15 protein-coding genes are annotated in these 17945 nt (G+C 53.6%); 4 read left to right on the forward strand and 11 right to left on the reverse strand.

Translation table 11 applies throughout. From position 1 onward, the window contains the following. Positions 1 to 5: 5 nt before the first annotated feature. The 7 genes from GOC95_RS12095 to GOC95_RS12125 form a co-directional block, all read right to left on the reverse strand. Entirely contained in the window at positions 6 to 2240 is a 2235-nt protein-coding gene (locus GOC95_RS12095; protein WP_343223986.1) for a lipopolysaccharide kinase InaA family protein, read from the reverse strand. A 9-nt stretch (positions 2241 to 2249) separates the two neighbouring features. Continuing rightward, a complete protein-coding gene (locus GOC95_RS12100) occupies positions 2250 to 4238 on the reverse strand; it encodes an LTA synthase family protein (RefSeq protein WP_275357375.1) in 1989 nt (662 codons plus the stop codon). 91 nt (positions 4239 to 4329) lie between these two features. Continuing rightward, the gene (locus GOC95_RS12105; protein WP_194749066.1) at positions 4330 to 4698 is read right to left on the reverse strand and encodes a hypothetical protein; all 369 of its coding nucleotides are present in this window, start codon (positions 4696 to 4698) and stop codon (positions 4330 to 4332) included. A 193-nt stretch (positions 4699 to 4891) separates the two neighbouring features. After that, on the reverse strand, positions 4892 to 6499 hold the full coding sequence (locus GOC95_RS12110) for a hypothetical protein (protein WP_275357376.1): 1608 nt from the start codon (positions 6497 to 6499) through the stop codon (positions 4892 to 4894). A 1-nt stretch (position 6500) separates the two neighbouring features. Further along, positions 6501 to 7823 carry an MFS transporter gene (locus GOC95_RS12115; RefSeq protein WP_275357377.1) on the reverse strand — a complete coding sequence of 441 codons (1323 nt, stop codon included), beginning with the start codon at positions 7821 to 7823 and terminating at the stop codon, positions 6501 to 6503. Then, the gene (aas, locus tag GOC95_RS12120) at positions 7820 to 9955 is read right to left on the reverse strand and encodes a bifunctional acyl-ACP--phospholipid O-acyltransferase/long-chain-fatty-acid--ACP ligase (RefSeq protein ID WP_275357379.1); all 2136 of its coding nucleotides are present in this window, start codon (positions 9953 to 9955) and stop codon (positions 7820 to 7822) included. The genes GOC95_RS12115 and aas overlap by 4 nt, the downstream gene beginning before the upstream one ends. A gap of 17 nt (positions 9956 to 9972) precedes the next feature. Continuing rightward, positions 9973 to 10278, reverse strand: coding sequence for a winged helix-turn-helix domain-containing protein (locus GOC95_RS12125; RefSeq protein WP_194749070.1), 306 nt, complete (start codon positions 10276 to 10278; stop codon positions 9973 to 9975). Positions 10279 to 10439: 161 nt separating this feature from the next. Here GOC95_RS12125 and GOC95_RS12130 point away from each other — a divergent pair, with 161 nt between their 5' ends. Beyond that, a complete protein-coding gene (locus GOC95_RS12130) occupies positions 10440 to 11105 on the forward strand; it encodes a hypothetical protein (protein ID WP_275357381.1) in 666 nt (221 codons plus the stop codon). Between the two features lie 3 nt (positions 11106 to 11108). Here GOC95_RS12130 and GOC95_RS12135 read toward each other — a convergent pair whose 3' ends face one another. Both GOC95_RS12135 and hemC read right to left on the reverse strand, forming a co-directional pair. Next, positions 11109 to 11864, reverse strand: coding sequence for a uroporphyrinogen-III synthase (locus GOC95_RS12135; RefSeq protein WP_275357383.1), 756 nt, complete (start codon positions 11862 to 11864; stop codon positions 11109 to 11111). Next, entirely contained in the window at positions 11861 to 12796 is a 936-nt protein-coding gene (hemC, locus tag GOC95_RS12140; protein ID WP_275357619.1) for a hydroxymethylbilane synthase, read from the reverse strand. The genes GOC95_RS12135 and hemC overlap by 4 nt, the downstream gene beginning before the upstream one ends. A gap of 201 nt (positions 12797 to 12997) precedes the next feature. Between hemC and GOC95_RS12145 the strand changes: the two genes are divergently transcribed. Then, positions 12998 to 13669 carry a hypothetical protein gene (locus GOC95_RS12145; protein ID WP_194749073.1) on the forward strand — a complete coding sequence of 224 codons (672 nt, stop codon included), beginning with the start codon at positions 12998 to 13000 and terminating at the stop codon, positions 13667 to 13669. Between the two features lie 17 nt (positions 13670 to 13686). On the opposite strand, the gene GOC95_RS12150 is transcribed toward GOC95_RS12145, so the two are convergent. Together GOC95_RS12150 and GOC95_RS12155 are read right to left on the reverse strand one after the other, a co-directional pair. Next, on the reverse strand, positions 13687 to 14433 hold the full coding sequence (locus GOC95_RS12150) for a LytTR family DNA-binding domain-containing protein (RefSeq protein WP_275357385.1): 747 nt from the start codon (positions 14431 to 14433) through the stop codon (positions 13687 to 13689). Then, positions 14426 to 15445 carry a histidine kinase gene (locus GOC95_RS12155; RefSeq protein ID WP_275357387.1) on the reverse strand — a complete coding sequence of 340 codons (1020 nt, stop codon included), beginning with the start codon at positions 15443 to 15445 and terminating at the stop codon, positions 14426 to 14428. The genes GOC95_RS12150 and GOC95_RS12155 overlap by 8 nt, the downstream gene beginning before the upstream one ends. Before the next feature lie 90 nt (positions 15446 to 15535). Between GOC95_RS12155 and argH the strand changes: the two genes are divergently transcribed. Beyond that, complete coding sequence (argH, locus tag GOC95_RS12160) at positions 15536 to 16954, forward strand: argininosuccinate lyase (protein WP_275357389.1); 1419 nt, start codon at positions 15536 to 15538, stop codon at positions 16952 to 16954. A 62-nt stretch (positions 16955 to 17016) separates the two neighbouring features. Next, on the forward strand, positions 17017 to 17688 hold the full coding sequence (locus GOC95_RS12165; protein WP_275357391.1) for a hypothetical protein: 672 nt from the start codon (positions 17017 to 17019) through the stop codon (positions 17686 to 17688). Positions 17689 to 17945 lie beyond the last annotated feature (257 nt).

Raw genomic sequence — 17945 nt, forward strand, 5'->3', positions numbered from 1 at the left:
ACCCCTTAATCCACCCGTGACTTGATCTGGCGCAACAATTTGCTGATGCCTTTGCGGCCGATGGTGCGCTTGAGGCTCACCTTGAAGTCATAGACGTAAAACGGCCATAAAAACTGCCAGCTCAGGCGGCGACCGCTCATGCCGAGATATATTTGCAAAAACTGCTTGCGGCCTTCCCAATGCAGTTTGTTCAAGGCGCGTGTCAAATCTGCCAAACGATTTGACATCGGCGTCGCTCTAGGCGTTGCATGCAAGCGGGCGGTGTCTATCAGTACAAACTGTAACTGATCCCCTTCACGCTGCACCAGAATATTACCCCCGGAAAAGTCGCGGAAATAAATCCCCGAATGGTGCATATGCAGGCAAAACCGGGCAAAGGCCTGATACAAATGCTCGGCAGTCAGGCCCTCGTATTCGGTCGCGCCCTCGCGAAAAGCCAAAAACGCCTTGGAAATGGCAAACTGATGCGGCACAAAATCACAGATATAAAAATTGCGGCGCAACGTGGTGTCATGCGTATGCTCGATGAATGCGACAGGCATGGCGGTACCCACGCCTCGCCGCAGCAATTCCATCGCCCCGTTCCAGCTACGCTTGGCTTTGCTGGGTTTAAATCTGTCCAGTAGCGTTTTATGCCAATACATGCGCACCGGTTTTTTCACAGTCACCTGCTGACCGGGAGTTCTCGGGTCAGGCAAGGACCAAATCGCATTTCTGGCATGGCGCAACGCCTGCTGTTTGGCAGGCGGAGTCAGCGTTTCCGGATGCCAGGCCTGCCACAATTGTCTGGCCTCTTCGGCATCCTTTGCCAGAATCAAGCCGCGCCAATCGCCTTCATATACCGGAAAATACTGTTTGCCGCCTATATGCGCATGAATCACCGTGCCACTCAAGGCAGGTTGCGCCGTGCGTAGTAACATCTGGTCCGGCTCCGGCCACACCAGATACACCGGTGACTCGGTCACTAATTGCCGGTCTGGTACCGGTTGGCCGTCACGGTCAAAGATTTGCGCGAGCTGCAAACAATGCGGGGAGTAAACTTGGTCGAGCACTGCACATTGACCGTTGACGGTCCAGGCGATATGCACGGTTTTCCCATGCTGCTGTAATTCGTGAATTTCGAGTCCATGGACGGTACTCACAGGCGCAATATAGTGCGCCCCGTTCAGCCAGTCGCATGCCGTTTTAAATGCCGCAAAACTGGGTCTGTGCTGATAGTGTTCGCGCTGGCCATCGGCCGATTTGTAATAGGCGACGCGCTCCAGTGCCGGATACTCTGCATCCTTGAGGCCATCATCAATCAAGCCTTCACGGTGACAAATGAAGGCGCCCCAGTTTGCGTGCTGCAAAGCGCCAGAGGCGGCCAACAAAGTAAAGTAGCGTGCCACGTAATCGGCCTGTTTTTGCGCGCCATCCGGCAAGTGGCGTTTGATGCGGTAAATCGCCCAGAAGGCCACCGGCGACACCAGCGCAGGCACACCAAAATCTTCCCCCACTTTTTGCAACAAACGGGCTTTTTTGATCAGGTTAAACTTGAGGTGTCGGGTCCACTGATATTTGAAAATACGCTCATCGGACAGCTCGGGCTCAATCACGCGTTCCACAAACAGGTTGTTGCTGTGCACATCGGGCAAGCGCCGGGTCTGAGCCAGCGTTTTCAGCAGACTGACGTTATACAGCGGCTCAAAATCCTGCACATTCGGGCCCACCACCCGCACCTGATATTTTCTGGCCAGATCGTAAGCCAGCTGCCAGGCCAACATAAAGCCAGGCATGTCATAGCCCGCCCATTTTTTGCGGTTGACCGTGTTACCAATCTCCAGCGCCGCAATGCGCGCCGCATAGGCTTGCAACAGCTCATTCACAAAAGTTGCCCACGCTTGCTGCACACTGGCGTCACGCATATTTCTGGCCGCGGCAAATGGCTGCACCACATGCAAGGTCACCGAGAGGCCAGCCGCTAACAAACGGCGCAAAAAACGCTCTTGATGGGGGCGGGCATCATCATCGCTGATATCCAGCCGTACCCTGGTCACACCCAGCATCTGCAATTGCGTCAAGACGTAATCATCAGTGGCAGGATCCTGATTACTCGCGACACAGATCCCGATAAAGTCGTCAGGGATGGCATGGTCGAGTTTTGGTAAGTGGCTGTATTTGAGCCAGAAACCGCCTGTGGCCAGATATTTCAAGCCATCAAGAATGACCTGTCGGGTCAGCATGGAGGGTTGTTTTTTCAAAGTCAGCCCTTACTCTGGCAAGCGATAACGCTGCTCTTGATACAACAAGGCAGGCAACAGGCTGTTAGCCAGGGCGCGTTCAGCCAATGCCGCGGCATCCGCTGGCGGTGCGGTATTCTGCAACTGCTTACTGAGTGGATTGTAGTGACCAAAGGCAGGCGCCTTGCCCTCGCGCAATACCACCACTTCGTTATCTGCGACCGTTGGGCCAGTTTGCTGCATCCAGCCAAAGTTATAGTTGTACTGCATCATGGCGCGACCATGATAGTCAGCGCTCACATTGGACAAATCATGCCCGGTCATCGGATGCTTGGCGTCTATGCCCATCAGTGACAACACGGTCACCGGCAGGTCAATCTGGCTGGCAATCGCTTCAACCGTTTTGGGCTGCACTGCCCCGCCCAGAATCAACGCCGGAATATGAAAGTGTTCGATCGGCACTAGCGAATCGCCGCGCACGCGAATGTCATGATCGGCCACAATCAAAAACACGGTATCGTTCCAATAAGGGCTGGCTTTGGCCTTTTTAAAGAACTCGCCGATCGCATAGTCAGCATATTTCACTGCATTGTTGTCAGTCGCCTTGGGCTGCTCATACAGCTTGATACGCCCATCCGGGAACTCAAAGGGTGCGTGGTTAGACGAGCTGAACGCAAGTGTAAAAAACGGCTTGCCGCTGGCGTGGTGTGCCATCAGCTGCTCATGCGTTTTGTTGAGCAAATCTTCGTCTGAAGCCCCCCAGCTGGCAACAAACACCGGATTGATGAAATCCGGTTGGTCCGTGATCTGCTGAAAACCATTGCCCATGAAAAAACTGCGCATATTGTCAAAATGGGATTCCCCCCCGTAAATAAACTCGGTCAGGTAACCACGTTTGGACAATAGCGAAGCCAGCGTGAAAAAGTTCTTCTGGCTCAAGTCCAGCTTGACGGTACTGTCTGACGGCGTCGGCTGAAAACCGGTAACGACCGCCTCAATCCCGCGCACCGAGCGCGTCCCGGTCGCATATAGATGCGTAAACCAGATGCCCTCAGCTTTGAGCTTTTCCAGATTTGGCGTGACCGGCTTGCCGCCCAGAGACTCGACAAAGCCTGCGCCCAGACTCTCTTGCAGCAAAATCACCAGGTTCAATGGTTTGTCTCGCTTCACACTAGGTGTCAGCGTGGTCAGGGTCGGGATATCGGTATCTTGCGCACCGGTTAAGGCAAAGATTTTTTCGCGCGGCAGTTTGCCGTAAATGGCACTGGATTTTGCCTCATGCTGCAAACTGTAGGCGGCATAAAATACCGAATAGCTTGAGTTCAAAATCAGGCTGTTGACCATGCTGTCCTGGGTAATGGCAAACAAGGCCGGATTAGCCGGGCGGTGGCCCAGGCTAGAGCGGATGCCGAAAATCGTCAACACCAGCAATAATGGCCAGACCAGCCATACCACCAGATTATTCCATTTAGGCTCGGCTTGACGCCAGGGTTTCAATAACCGCGCAACCAGTGCAACCGCCACCAAGCTCATGGCCAAGCCAAAAAACAGTTCGACTTTAAAGCCTTGCCACAACATGCCAAACACTTCATGCGGATACTTGAGATATTCGACAAAGATGCGGTTGGGGCGGACATCATACTCAAGAATAAATCCTGGCGTGGCCGCTTCTAAAAACACCAACAGCACCAATGACAGCAACACCCACCAAAAGGTAAATCGTCGCCAAACCTTGAACAGGCCTCGGGTCGCCAGCACCGGCGACACTAACACCGGGATCAAGGCCAGCAAACCAAGCTGAATGACATCCACACGCACGCCCTGCAGCAAGATCTGACAAAGTTCACCGGTCGCCTGTACACGCTCCCACTTCCAGATCACCAGCCCCAGGCGAGTGAGAGAAAGCAAGACCAGCCCACTGATAAACATGACAATCAGCGGTGCATAAGGGCCAAACCAGTGGGCAAATCTCCACAGTTTTGAAGACGGGCGAGGCGTGCCGAAATAGATAGGTTGCATAAAGGCTTAATCTGTTTGAATCAAGCTTGGAATTATAACGGGTTATCTCGTTTATGGCCCTACCGGCAAGCATCCGCCTGCAGATGTGCGATTAAAAGGATTTTTTACGTAAATCGAGGTAGACCATCGACAGCAAAGCGACCGGGATCACAAAGCCCACCAGCAAAGGCACCAAATCCACCAGCATATCCACCATGCCGGTCTGGCTGGTGAACAGGCTCCAGCCTTTAGCCAACAAAGGTACGACCGTGAATAACAGCGTGGGAATCAGAAACCAGACGGTGCTGCTTGCCCCGCGTTTGGCCAAACGCGCACAAAAAAATGTGACCAGCGCCACAATAATGGCAGCCCCGGCACCCCAGATAGCCCCGGCAACGATCGTAATCCAGGTCCCTACCTGATACAGCAATAAACAAATGATGGCGGTTAGTATCAGCTTGCGGTTCATCGCAACTTGCATGTCACACTCCTCTGAATGAATGGCTTGTTTTAATGATAAGTGTGACAACAGAGGCGTTAAAAGTTGCAAACCGTCCGGTGTGCTTGAGTATGCAGATCCAGAGAGCCCGCGTCCACTCGGCCGGGAATTCAAGTTCGCCAGCCAGGCCAATGGCCTATACACGCATTAGCCAGGCCATCTGCCCTTTGATGACTTAACGTTTTCTGTGTTTTAGCCATATCACCATCTGCATGCCCAACAGCACCAAGACCCCGATCACACTAAGCAAACATAGGATTGCAGGCAATGGAATCAGACTCACAGCTTGCGGCTGACGCGCAAGCCCCTCTTTTAAAGACGCCGGCAACCGGTTTGGCGTCACTGGAATCACTTTCCATTGGCTGCGATCCGCTGGCGCTTGTTGCAGATACTGGGCAAAGCTATATACAGGCGCGAGACCAAACTCACGGCTGGATGGAATTTGCGGAATACGTACAAAGTAAATCGCTTCAAGCTGATCGGCCAGAGGCGCCATACGAGGTGAAGTTAATGTGGACCGGTCACCAGTTTGAGCCATATTGAGCAGGTCATGCCCGATGGCGTCAAATGCCACGGCAGGAAACAGCCGAGTCATTTCAGTATTCAGGTAATCATAAATGGCACGGCCTTTTTGCAGACTCTGCTGCGTGGCAGCCACATACCAGTAAGCGGCAGTGGCCTTGAGCAGGCTCTCGACTCCTCGCTGGGGCACTTGCCAGCCCAGTTGGCGTAAAGTATCTATGCTGATACCAGCACAGTTATCCCTGGCGTGATCATAGACAAAGTCATTGTGGTAAAAATGCTGCATGACCCGGTTATTCAATGCTTGGACTTGCAGGGGAATCGTCGGCTGGCTGAACACCGCGACCAGCATGTAGGATGGCCGGTAAAATGCTTGCCCACTATTGAGATCGCCCATGTATTTATCAAAAGGCGTGACCCCGGCAATGACGCCTTTCTCACTATTGATGGCCAGGTTATAGTAGTTATTAACCAGCCAGTTTGCATATTCGCCTTGCGCACCCACGATCCCGGTAGCCAGGGCAAAGTGACCGCCATGGGCCTCATCATCATCGCCCTGGGCACCATTGAGCAAAATACCGACGGCTGTTTTGCCTGACGACTGTTGCGCCAGGCCTGGCGACTTCTCCCATAACAGCCGGCTTTGATAAGGGCTGCGGGCACCCCCGTTGGCAAACTGTACCAAGGATTGCAAGGTTTCATCCTTTTGCAACGGTTGCGGGTCAGCGGTTAAATCAAGCTTAAACGCATGTGGCCATACGGTGCGCGCCGTCAAGGTCTCGCCCTCTAACTCACCGCGTATCCACAGTTTGGACTGGCTTAAATAAGCACTCGTATCCGCATTCCAGTAAGATCGGTTACTGGCAAGTTTGGGCACCAATTTAAAATGGAAGCGCTCGCCTGTTGCGGTTGAGACCGAACTGCCTGCAGCGGTTAACGTCATTTCTGACCAGCGTTGAGTTGCGCCGGTCCAGACCAGTGACGGTAAAGCCACAGGATTGAGTGCCGCACTATCCTCGACTCCACGCATCTGGGTGTCGATGCGTGTTACTGGCTCGCCATCAGCCGGGACAGAAAACGTCTCATGGCGGAAATACCATAAGGTTTGCGGCAACGTCTGGCAGTGCTGGCAAGCCCCCTGCATCGTTTGAAATTGCGTGTTGGCATAGGGTCCTAATTTATCCACTTCGGACTCCGCATGAACAAACGACGACATCAAGCCGATGCCGAATCCAAATCCGACCCCAACCATACGCCGCATGCTATCGCCCCCAAACACGCAAGTAATTGCACACACTGACCCAATATTCCGGCTGGCGCCAGCACAAATAAATTGCCACCAGCACATTGAGCATGGCCGTGATACCAAACAACTGCGGGATGCTGACGCCCATACCAAACAGCATGACCGAGAATCCAGCAGAGAGCACCATAAACAGTGCATTCATGATGTTGTTAGACGCAATCACACGGGATTGATAGCCTGGTTGCGCGCGACTCTGTAGCAACACGTACAAGGGCACAATATACAAACCGCCACAAATGCCGAGCAAGGCCACATCCAGCAACATGCGCTCATCGCTCCAGCCAGGCAAGCGATGCAAAGTCAGGCCCGGATGTGCCAATAACTGTTGTTGGATATCACCAGTCACCTGGGCAAAATCCCAGGCAAACACAGACATGCCAGCCGCCCCCAGCATGACTAAGCCTAGCTCCTGTTTGCCTTTGGAGAGCTTTTCACACCAGACAGAACCGACGCCTACCCCCACCGAAAAGATCGATAACAGACTGATAAAGTCACGCTCCGTGCCCTGCAATACATGCTTGGCCAGGTTTGGAAATTGCGCCAGCAAGGTCGCGCCAAAAAACCAGAACCAGGAGATCGCAACAATCGCGACCCACAACGTTTGCTGCGCCCAAAAGGTCCGCACGTTCTTGATGGTCTCGGTCACGGGGTTCCAGTTCACCTGGATCTCGGGCACCGGTGGCGGTGAAAGCGGAATGCTGCGGCTCAAGTGATAGCCGGAAATCGCAATCAACAACACACTCAAGCTGGTGAACAAGGCATGTTGCTCCAAACTGCCTAACCACGCCCCCAATACCTGCCCCAGCAAAATGGCGACAAAACTGCCCATTTCGACCAGGCCATTGCCCGCAGTCAACTCGTTCACTTGCAAATGTTGCGGCAGGTAGGAGTATTTCACCGGACCAAACAAAGTTGAATGTACCCCCATTAAAAACAGGGCCAGTGCCAACATGACCAGGCTGCGGCTTAAAAAACCGATGCCTGCAAACAGCATGATGCCAATCTCCAATAGTTTTACCCAGCGGATCAACTGCGACTTTTCGTATTTATCCGCCAATTGCCCGGCCGACGCCGAAAACAGGAAAAACGGCAGAATAAACAGGCCGGGCAACAAAGTTGCCAGCATCTTGCCATCCAGGGTGGTCAGGCTGGCGGTATTAAACGCCACCTGCGTAATCAATGCGGTTTTAAACACATTGTCATTAAACGCCCCCAGACCCTGCGTCCAGAAAAAAGGGCCAAATCGTTGCTGGCTTAGTAATTGGAAAGGACTCTTCATGCTGCTTTTTCCGCCATTTGTTTGAGAGTCACGTAGTCAGTTTTACCCGTACCCAATACCGGAATCTGCTCCACCACCACCAATTTCCGGGCAATGGCGATTTCTGGGGAGCCAAGGTTTTTCGCCACAATCTGCAAATCCTCACGCTTGAGTCTGGCATCGGTGGTGAACAGTACGATATTCTCGCCACGGCTGGCATCGGCGACTGTCGTCGCGGCATGCTGATGCTCGGGTGCGGCGGTATGGGCGATTTTCTCGACGACTTCGAGCGAGACCATTTCACCGGCCACTTTGGCAAAGCGTTTCACCCGGCCCTTGATGTGGATAAACCCCTCGGTATCGACCTCTACCACATCGCCGGTTTCATACCAGCCATCCTTGGGCGAAACCAGGACGCCAGGCTGGTCATACAAATAGTAGCCCTGCATGATGTTGTCGCCCTTGACATAGAGCAAGCCGCCTTTGTCGATGCCTGGCACCGGCTGCAAACGGTATTCGATCCCCGGGAAAAACTGGCCTACCGTGCCATGGCGGTTCGCCATGGGCGTATTGGCCGCGAGTACTGGGGCACATTCGGTCGTGCCATAACCTTCGAGGATGCGGATACCAAATTTTTCGTGATAGATTTTGCGCACTTCTTCATTGAGTTTTTCAGCCCCGGCAAACACTACGCGCAACTTGTAAAAATCATAGGGGTGCGCAAACTTCGCATAATTGCCCAGAAAGGTGCTGGTAGAGAAAAACACGGTGCAGCCCTTGTCATAAATCACTTCCGGGATCAATTTATATTGCAAGGGCGACGGGAACAGCAAAATCGGGATGCCATTCAGGAAAGGCAACAAGGTGCCGGTAAAGCCAAAGGCATGAAACAGTGGCAATGCCATCATGAATTTATCAGTAGGATTGAAATCCAGCATGGCCAGAATCTGGTGCGTATTCGCCACAATACTTTTATGGTTATGCACCACGCCTTTGGGCTTGCCCTCGGAACCAGAAGTAAACAGGATGACTGCGGTGTCGTTTTCTGTCGCGGGCTCCATGGCGGCACGCGGATAATGCAAGGCATAGCCCATGAGCCATGCGCGATCCAGCATGCCAAACTGGGCACGCAAGTCTTCAAGATACACAATATTCAGATCACGCATTTTGGCGATGGTGTCTTGAAGCTTGGCGGCTTCAATAAACTTGCGCGAACTGATAATGGTGCGGACATTGGCGGCAATACAAGCGTTACGCATGCCCTCTGCCCCTGCGGTGTAATTGAGCATGGCCGGGACACGTCTAAACGCGGTCATACCCAATACCAAGGCCAGTGTATTGGTAATATTCGGCATCAGCACACCAACCGCCTCATCACGCTGACTGACTTTGGTGGCAATGCGGCCCAGCGCCAGGCTGCGTTTGAGCACTTCCTGATACGTCTCTTCGACCTGGTTCATGTCTTCGATGATGCGCGTTTTGGCACCATATTTATCCATGGCATCCAGCATGGCTTCAAACAGCGTGGTGCTGCGCTGCGTCTTGAACAGCATGTGCTGCATGATATTGCGCATGGCTTCACCAGCTATGCGGCGGCGCTGCTTGGCCGTCAACGGCGCGTGATGACCGTGCGGCTCAATCTGAATCTGGGTGGGCGGTAAAATGGTCAAGGTGACTTTAGGCAACAGCTTGCGTGGATGTGCATCTGACAAGCGGCCAAAATATGACTGCGCCGCCCCCTCTACCCTCACGGGCAAAATCTTGACGCCGGTTTTTGCCGCGACAAAACCAGGGCCGTCATACACCTTCATCAAGGCCCCCGTCAGCGTGATACGGCCTTCAGGAAAAATCACCACGTTTTCACCGGCATTCAGCCGCTGAATGACTTTTTTCATCGCCAGCGGGCTGGCAGGGTCCACCGACAAATGCGGTGTCATCTTGAGCCATAGCCGGAAGAAGAAGTGCTTTAACACCCCGGTATGCACGACAAAAGTGGCCCGCTTGGGCAGAAACAGGCCAAGCAACAGGCCGTCCAGAAAAGATTCGTGGTTGGCAATAATCAACAAACGGTCTTCGTTTGGCACATTTTCGAGGCCGGTAACACGCACCCTGAACAATAAACGACAGATACCCCTTAATAAACTGACTAGCATATTCACTTCCTAACCTTTTATATTTCGTTTTTTATATAGTCCAGCACATTTTCCAGTGCTTGTTGCATGAACGCTTTATTGACCCAGAAAAAGACTTCGCGCCCGATTTTTTCACTCTGTAACGCGCCACCACGCTCCAGCACCTTGAGATGGTGGGTGACGGCTGTGCGGCTTAATTGAGAGCTTTCCACAATCTGCAGGATGGTCAACCGCTCGTTTTTTTCAAACGATAGCAAAATCCGTTGCCTGTGCGCATCCCCCAGCGCCTCAAAGAGGGCCGAGATGTCTGTCCAGGCTTCTGGAATGTGAGTGACTGTTTTCATATAACTAAATAATTAGTTATTTAGTTTATTTTGTCAAGCGCTGACCGCAAAATATTTAGTCCCCGCCCTAATCCGGGTTTCATTAAATCATCATTTACCGCAAAACAGAGGCCGTTACACTATGTTAAAACATTTAAACATAAATAATTCAGGGAATAAAAATGGGACGATACGCCGCACTTTTTTCATTGATGGCAGCACTGCCTGTAGCGGCGCATGCCAATGCAGTGATCAACCTTGCCAGCACTAGCTGCAGTGGTGCGTTGTCGATTTCATCACTCGCTGGCGCCTCGCTCAGCTGTGCAGGTAACTTGACCTTGAATGGCGGCTGGATAGACTCTGACGATAGCATCTTCATTCGTGCAGAGGGGGATTTGCTGCTTGAAAACCTTACATTGAATGCACAAGAAATTTCGCTTTCGACATTCCAAGGTGGCATCCAGATCGCAAATAACGTGAATATTAACGCCGTTCAAAACGATGGCAGCGGTGGTGGGCAAATTGTGATCAATGCAGGTAACAACAGTCTCTTCCCGACAACCCCCATCATTCATTGGCAAGCTTTTGACCCGTCATTCAATGCCGGTGGCACCGTGCACTTCAATATGCCAACCACACACACAAGTGCGCCCTCAGGCGTGATTGCAGTTGGAGGGCAAGTCGTGATCAAACCAGGCGGCGCTATTCAAATCTCATCGAGTCAAATTTCGTCACCCCTGATCAACATCCCGCTCACGGCTTCTGTTTCGGCTGTGCCAGAGGCAAATCGAGCGGCGATGCTGTGGCTGGGTTTGGGGTTGCTGGCGTTTAGACGCAGGCTGCTTTGACGACTACGAAAGCTGACGTTGCAACAAATTCAGCATGGCGCTATCCCCGGAAACGCCACTGCAGTAAACCGTCAAACCCGCCGCACTTGCCTGCTCGGCAATACGGGCATGGTTAACAAACAAAGGCGTGGCTTGCAGCCAGGCTGCATCCTGCGCCAGGTCGAGCAAAAAGCGCAAAGCCTCACTGCTAGTCACGACGATACCCTGCAATTTGCCTTCATCATAAGCCTGCGCCAGCACTTGTGCACTGCTTTGCGGATTGACGCGGCGGTAACATTCACCAAACACGACCTCCGCCCCGCGCTGTTTCAAGGTCTCGGCCAGTACTTCGCGTCCGCCCACCCCGCGCACAATCAACACACGCTGCCCTTGCATCACCTGCAATGGCTCCAGTGCCAATAGAGACTCACTATCAAACCTGTCTTGCGGGGTCAGCACCTGCGTAATGCCAAACGCCTGCAAACTGGCGGCCGTGGTCGGGCCAATCGCGGCAAACTTGAGGCTGGGCGGAACGCCTGCTTGCTGAAGCAAAGGCATGCCATGCTGCACGGCATTGCTGCTGATAAAAATGACCCAGTCAAACTGGGCCAAGGGCGTGATGGCTTGATCAAAGCCACTGAGATCAGGCAACGCCTGAATATCCAGCAGCGGAAACGAGATCACCGCACCGCCGGCGGCCTCGATGGCGGCCGTTAGCTTGGTCGCTTGCTCGGGGGGGCGCGTGACGGCAATCCAGCGTCCGGCCAAAGGCAAGGTCATTTCACGCCGTCCAAGCTTGCCAAAATCTTGTCGGCACCACGCGCCACCAGTTGCAAGGCCAGTTGCTGACCCAGTTTTTCAGCTTCTGCTGCGGATCCCGTGACGGTCTCTTTCAGCATTTGTTGGCCATCCACGCTGGCGACAAATCCCTGCATGGTGATGGTGTCATTTTGCTTGGTGGCATAAGCGCCCAGCGGCACCGTGCAACTCCCCGCCAATGCACGGCTAAAGCCACGCTCGGCCAGCACGCAAAGCTCGGTGTCGGGGTGATTAAGCGGTGCCAGAATCGTTTTCAAGTCTGTCCGCGCGGCATTGATCTCAATGCCCAATGCGCCCTGGCCCACTGCCGGAATGCTCTCTTGCGGAGAAATAAACTGGCGGATGCGATGACCCAATTCGAGACGGATCAATCCAGCCGCGGCCAGAATAATCGCGGCATATTGGCCTTCGTCCAGCTTGCGTAACCGGGTTTGCAGGTTACCGCGCAAGGATTCAATCTTGAGTGTGGGGAAACGCGCCTGTAACTGGCTTTGCCTGCGCAAACTGGAGGTCCCCACCACACTGCCAGCGGGCAGGTCTTCCAGACGGGCATAATCATTGGACACAAACGCATCGCGCGGATCCTCGCGCTCGCCCGTTGCCACCAGCGTAAAGCCCTCTGGCAAGTGCATGGGCACATCTTTCATGCTGTGCACAGCCAAATCGGCACGGCCATCTGCCAGCGCGTTTTCAAGCTCTTTGACAAACAGGCCTTTACCGCCAATTCTCGATAACGGCGAATCCAGAATTTGATCGCCCATGGTCGTCATGCCCAAAATACTGACGTCGCATTGTGGATACAAGGCCTGTAATCTGGCCTGGATGTGCTTGGCCTGCCACATGGCAAGTGCGCTTTCGCGGGAGGCAATGACCAACTTGGCGGGAGAGTTCAGTGTGCTCAAAATGAATAACCTGTGATGAAGTTAGCTGGATTAAGCTGCGCATTTTAACACGGCATGTCCAGATAGCCGCGCAAGCAGCGGAGATGAACCTTTGAGCCACAAGGGAGTCGGATTGAGTTATGCTGAGCATTCGGCAAACACCTCAAGTGGCGATAAAAGTCATGCTTTTAAACATAAAGAGGAGGACTACTCATGCAGTACCAAATCGAAATTTTTCTTTCTTCTCTCAATCAATTCTGGATCGAACTCGTACATTTTGTGCCCAAATTACTGGCGGCCATGGTGATCCTGTTTTTTGGCTGGCTGGTAGCCAAAGCAGTCCGGTTGGGCGTAAAGCGTATTCTGGAACTCTCGCATTTTGATACCTTTGCGCAAAAGTCAGGCCTGGAAGCCTTTATGCGTAGCGCCAATTACAAAGTGAGCCTGAGCGGCATTATCAGCCAGGTAGTGTATTGGCTGGTGATTCTGCTGTTTGTCATTACCGGTGCCAATTCGCTGGGCCTGAGTGAAGTGGCCGCCCTGTTAAAAGAACTGGCCAGCTATCTGCCACACATCATTGTGGCGATTTTGGTCGTGATCTTTGGGACGCTATTTGCCCGCTTTATCAATCGCCTGGTGTTTGCCTGGCTGCACAGCATCAAATTTGATCAGGCACTGGTAATCAGCACTTCGGCCGAGTATTGCATCCAGATCCTGGCGATTTTCATCGCACTGGAGCAATTAGGCATCGGCATGCAGCTGATACATTCATTATTTGTGATTGTGTTTGGCGCGGTGTTTTTAGCGCTAGCCATCGCCTTTGGTCTGGGTGGCCGTGATTGGGCCGCAAAAGTGATAGACCAGGCGCAACAGAAGAAAAAATAGCGGCATAGGGCCACTACTTAAGTGGCCTTAATGATGTGCTGGTGACGGCGGCTGACCATCAGGGTCTCGGGAATACCCTTAAGCAAGACCACCCAGGCTGCCTCGCCCGCCTCATCGCCCTCGGTCATGCGTTGTTTTTCAAAGCCGCTGATGGCTGCGCGTGCCACCAGTGCGTTGCGGTGTATACGGATGAACAGATCGGGATAACTTTGCTCCAGCTGTGTGAGCGAGCCCTCGAGTAAATAACTTTTTTCGCGCGTGCGCACGGTAATGTATTTAAGCTCAGCGCGCAAATAAAGCACCTCGGCGATGGGTACCAACATGATTTTGCCACGTTCGTGGATGCTTAAATGATCATGGGTTTGCTGCAAAGGCTGCAATGCTTGTGACTGCGCCGCTGGCAAAGGCTGCGCTTTGGCCAAGGCCGTTGCCAGGCGCTCACTTCGAATCGGTTTCAGCAAATAATCAATCGCATTGAGATCAAAGGCTTGCAGCGCATAATGGTCATAAGCCGTGGTAAAAATCAGTTTGGGCGGCGTTGCCAGGCCACGCAAATGCTGGGCCAGCTCAATGCCATCCATCACGGGCATGCGGATATCCACCAGCACAATCTCGGCTGCGTGTTGCTGCAACAGCGATAATGCCTCCACGCCATTGGCTGCCTCACCAACAATCTCATAACCACCGATATCCCCCACCAGGTCGCGCAAGCGCTGCCTGGCCAAGGGCTCATCGTCTACAATCAACAGACGCTGGCTAGCCATGCACCACCTCGGACAAAGGCCGGGTCGGGATGACGATTTCAACGATATAACGTTGATCCGCTTCGTACTGACGCAACTGCGCCTCGAGATCGTAATGCAAGCGCAGGCGTTCACGAATGTTCTTGAGCGCCATTTTATTGCCACTCGCCCGGTTGCTTGGCGGGGGGAGTGGGTTGCTTATCCTTAACAGCAAGCTTTTGCCGCTGGGTTTGATCTCAATATGCACCACGCCGCCTTGCGGCTGCGGCTCAATGCCGTGATAAATGGCATTCTCAAGCAAAGGCTGCAAAATCAGCGGCGGAATCATCATCTCCGGCGGCAGCTCAGACAATTGCCAGTCACATTGCAGCCGTTCATCCAGACGCAGTTTTTCGATATTGAGGTATTGGTGACACAAGGCAATTTCTTGCGACAACGGCACCAGGTCACGGTTATCCGCCATCAGCACGCGGAATAGTTCAGCCATATCCTCCAGCGCCGTTTCAGCACGCTGCGGCTGGCTGCGGATCAATGACAAAGCTGCATTCAGGCTATTAAACAAAAAATGCGGGCGAATGCGCGCCTGCAAGGCCTGCAACCGTGCCTCGGCGATGGCAGGCGAATACGCCCGCTGCAGCAGATCGAGGTAATACAGGCACAGGAGGACATCGGCAGCAGAGAGCGACAGCACCTGACACCATTGCGCGGCACGCAAAGGCATAATCCAGACATGGTAGCCTTCCGTGGCCAATGCGGTCAGGCCAACCGCCAGCAGCACGATCCCTGCCAGGGCCGGGCGATACGCCCAGCGGCTCATCCACGGATAAGCCAGGGTCAGCGCCCCCATCACCAGCAACAATGGCGGCAGCCACTGGCTACTGATCTGCGTCAGTGCGTTTAACCAGGCGCTAATACTTGCGTCCGGCTGTCCATCGTAGACCACCAGCAACGCCAGCAAACACAGATGCAGCAACAGCACACGTAAGTGTATGCCTAGATTGCGGAAATTGGGAATGCGGCTAGTTTTACGCACAGCGTGATGTTCATTTATAATGTGGCTCCAGCATCATAAGTATTCAGCGCCTCGCGCGCAAGCCAGCCTTATTGGCAGAAAGAATTTGTTTTGACCGCACCCAAACCGACAACCCAGTCTTCTTTGCATCAAAAAGACCAAGCCTGGTCCGGCCGCTTCAATGAGCCGGTCGCCGAACTGGTTAAACGTTATACAGCCTCGGTCGATTTTGACAAACGTCTGGCCAGGTTTGATATTGAAGGCTCGATTGCCCACGCCACCATGCTCGGCGCGCAAGGCATCATTTCGGCGCAAGATGTAGAAGAGATCAAACGCGGCCTGGGCGAAATTCTGGCGGAGATTGAAGCAGGCCAATTTGAATGGCTGCTCGATCTTGAAGACGTACACCTGAATATCGAAAAACGCCTGACCGAGAAAATCGGCGATGCTGGCAAACGCCTGCACACCGGCCGTTCACGCAATGACCAAGTTGCCACCGATGTGCGGCTGTGGTTGCGTAGCGTGGTCGATGACGCGATTGCCGGTATCCGCGCCCTGCAAACATCATTGCTAGATTTGGCCGAACAGAACGCTGCCACCATCATGCCTGGCTTTACCCATCTGCAAGTCGCGCAACCGGTGACCTTTGGCCACCACCTGATGGCCTATTTTGAAATGCTCAACCGCGATGCCGAGCGCTTTGCCGATGCCCGCAAGCGGATCAACCGCCTGCCCTTGGGCGCTGCCGCACTGGCGGGCACCAGCTACCCGATCAAGCGCGAGCTGGTGGCTGAACTGCTGGGGTTTGACAGCGTATGCCAGAACTCGCTCGATGCCGTGTCTGACCGCGACTTTGCCATTGAATTTAATGCCGCTGCCTCGTTGCTCATGATGCACTTGTCGCGCTTCTCCGAAGAGCTGATTCTATGGATGAGTCCACGTTTCGGCTTTATTGATATTGCCGACCGCTTCTGTACCGGCTCGTCTATCATGCCGCAGAAGAAAAACCCGGATGTGCCAGAACTGGTGCGCGGCAAAACCGGCCGCGTCTATGGCCATTTAATCGGGCTGCTGACTCTGATGAAAGGCCAGCCACTGGCCTACAACAAAGACAACCAGGAAGACAAAGAACCGCTGTTTGATGTGGCTGACACGCTGCTGGTGACCTTGCAGATTTATGCCGACATGCTGCGTGGCATTACCGTCAAGGCCGACAATATGCGCCAGGCGGCGCTGGAAGGTTTTGCCACCGCCACCGACCTCGCCGATTACCTGGTGAAAAAAGGCATGCCGTTCCGCGATGCGCACGAAGTCGTCGCCCATGCCGTCAAAGCGGGTGTGGAGTCTGGCCGCGACCTGGCCGAATTCAGCCTGGCTGAGTTACAAGCATTTAGCAGCACCATCAGCGACGACGTGTTTGAAGTGCTGACCCTCGAAGGTTCTGTCGCCAGCCGCAATCACACTGGCGGCACCGCCCCAGAACAAGTGCGCCGCGCCATTGCGCAAGCCAGAGTACAGTTAGGGCACTGATGATCCTCCGCCACCCTCACCAATGGAATCTCAGATCATACTTGGTGATGATGGCGGGCTTGATGATTGTCATCGGCGTGATGCTCCGGCTATTTAACCATCCCGTGCAGGCCGCGTTTGGCATCGCCAATCCCAAGCAAGAGCAATCCATGCTCTGGCCCTTGCTGCCCGGTGAAAGCGTCAACAGTCTCGCCGCGAAACTCTACCCGCAAAGCCCAGTCCTCCAGCAACGCTTTGTGCAGCAATCACTCACACTGAGCCGCAGCCGCGGCATCCTGCTTAAGGCCGACCAAGCGGCCAAGTCTGCGCAATTAATCGCCGTACCCAATGCGCAAACCCTGCATACCATCACCCACCGCATCAAAAAAGCCGATGAAGTCGACCCGCAAACCTTTGTCACACCCGGCCTGGTAATGAGTGTGCAACTCTCGCAAGGCGCACAACACCGTTCGGGTTGGCATTTACCTCAGCTATCGCTGCCAACCGTGCACCTGCCAGAATTACCGGCACTTAAAGGCTATTCCTTCTCGGTGGATCATTTAACGCGCCGTGTCATGGCCGTTAAAACGCATGTGGTAGACACCTACCAGGCTAATGCAACAGCGATTGCTAACACCCCGCTCAACAAGCTTTATCAAACACCGCAATTGGCGGTGATTGTATTGAGTGCGCTCTTGTTGCTGGTGTTGAGTTTGGTTTGGGGTGTTTTGGAAGAGCGACGGCCTAAGCGGTAACCTTTGCATTACATTCTTTTTCGCCTTTAGGCGACCGTTCTTTCTTATGCTTGTCCATAAGAAAGAAGGCAAAGAACAAGACACCCTAGCTTACGCTTGTTTCCTGCGTTGCTCATCAGCGTGGGCGGCCATTGAAACTCGCCCTGACAAGCCACACACTTCGTGGCTTGTTGTGGAACTCAAACAGGCAATGGCCGACAGCTCCCACGCTGATTGCGCTACTCGGCGCGTCAGATAGGGGCCCGTTTAAACCCACC

Source organism: Methylophilus sp. YYY-1 (genome assembly GCF_029132825.1).
GTDB classification, from domain to species: Bacteria; Pseudomonadota; Gammaproteobacteria; order Burkholderiales; family Methylophilaceae; genus Methylophilus; species Methylophilus glucosoxydans.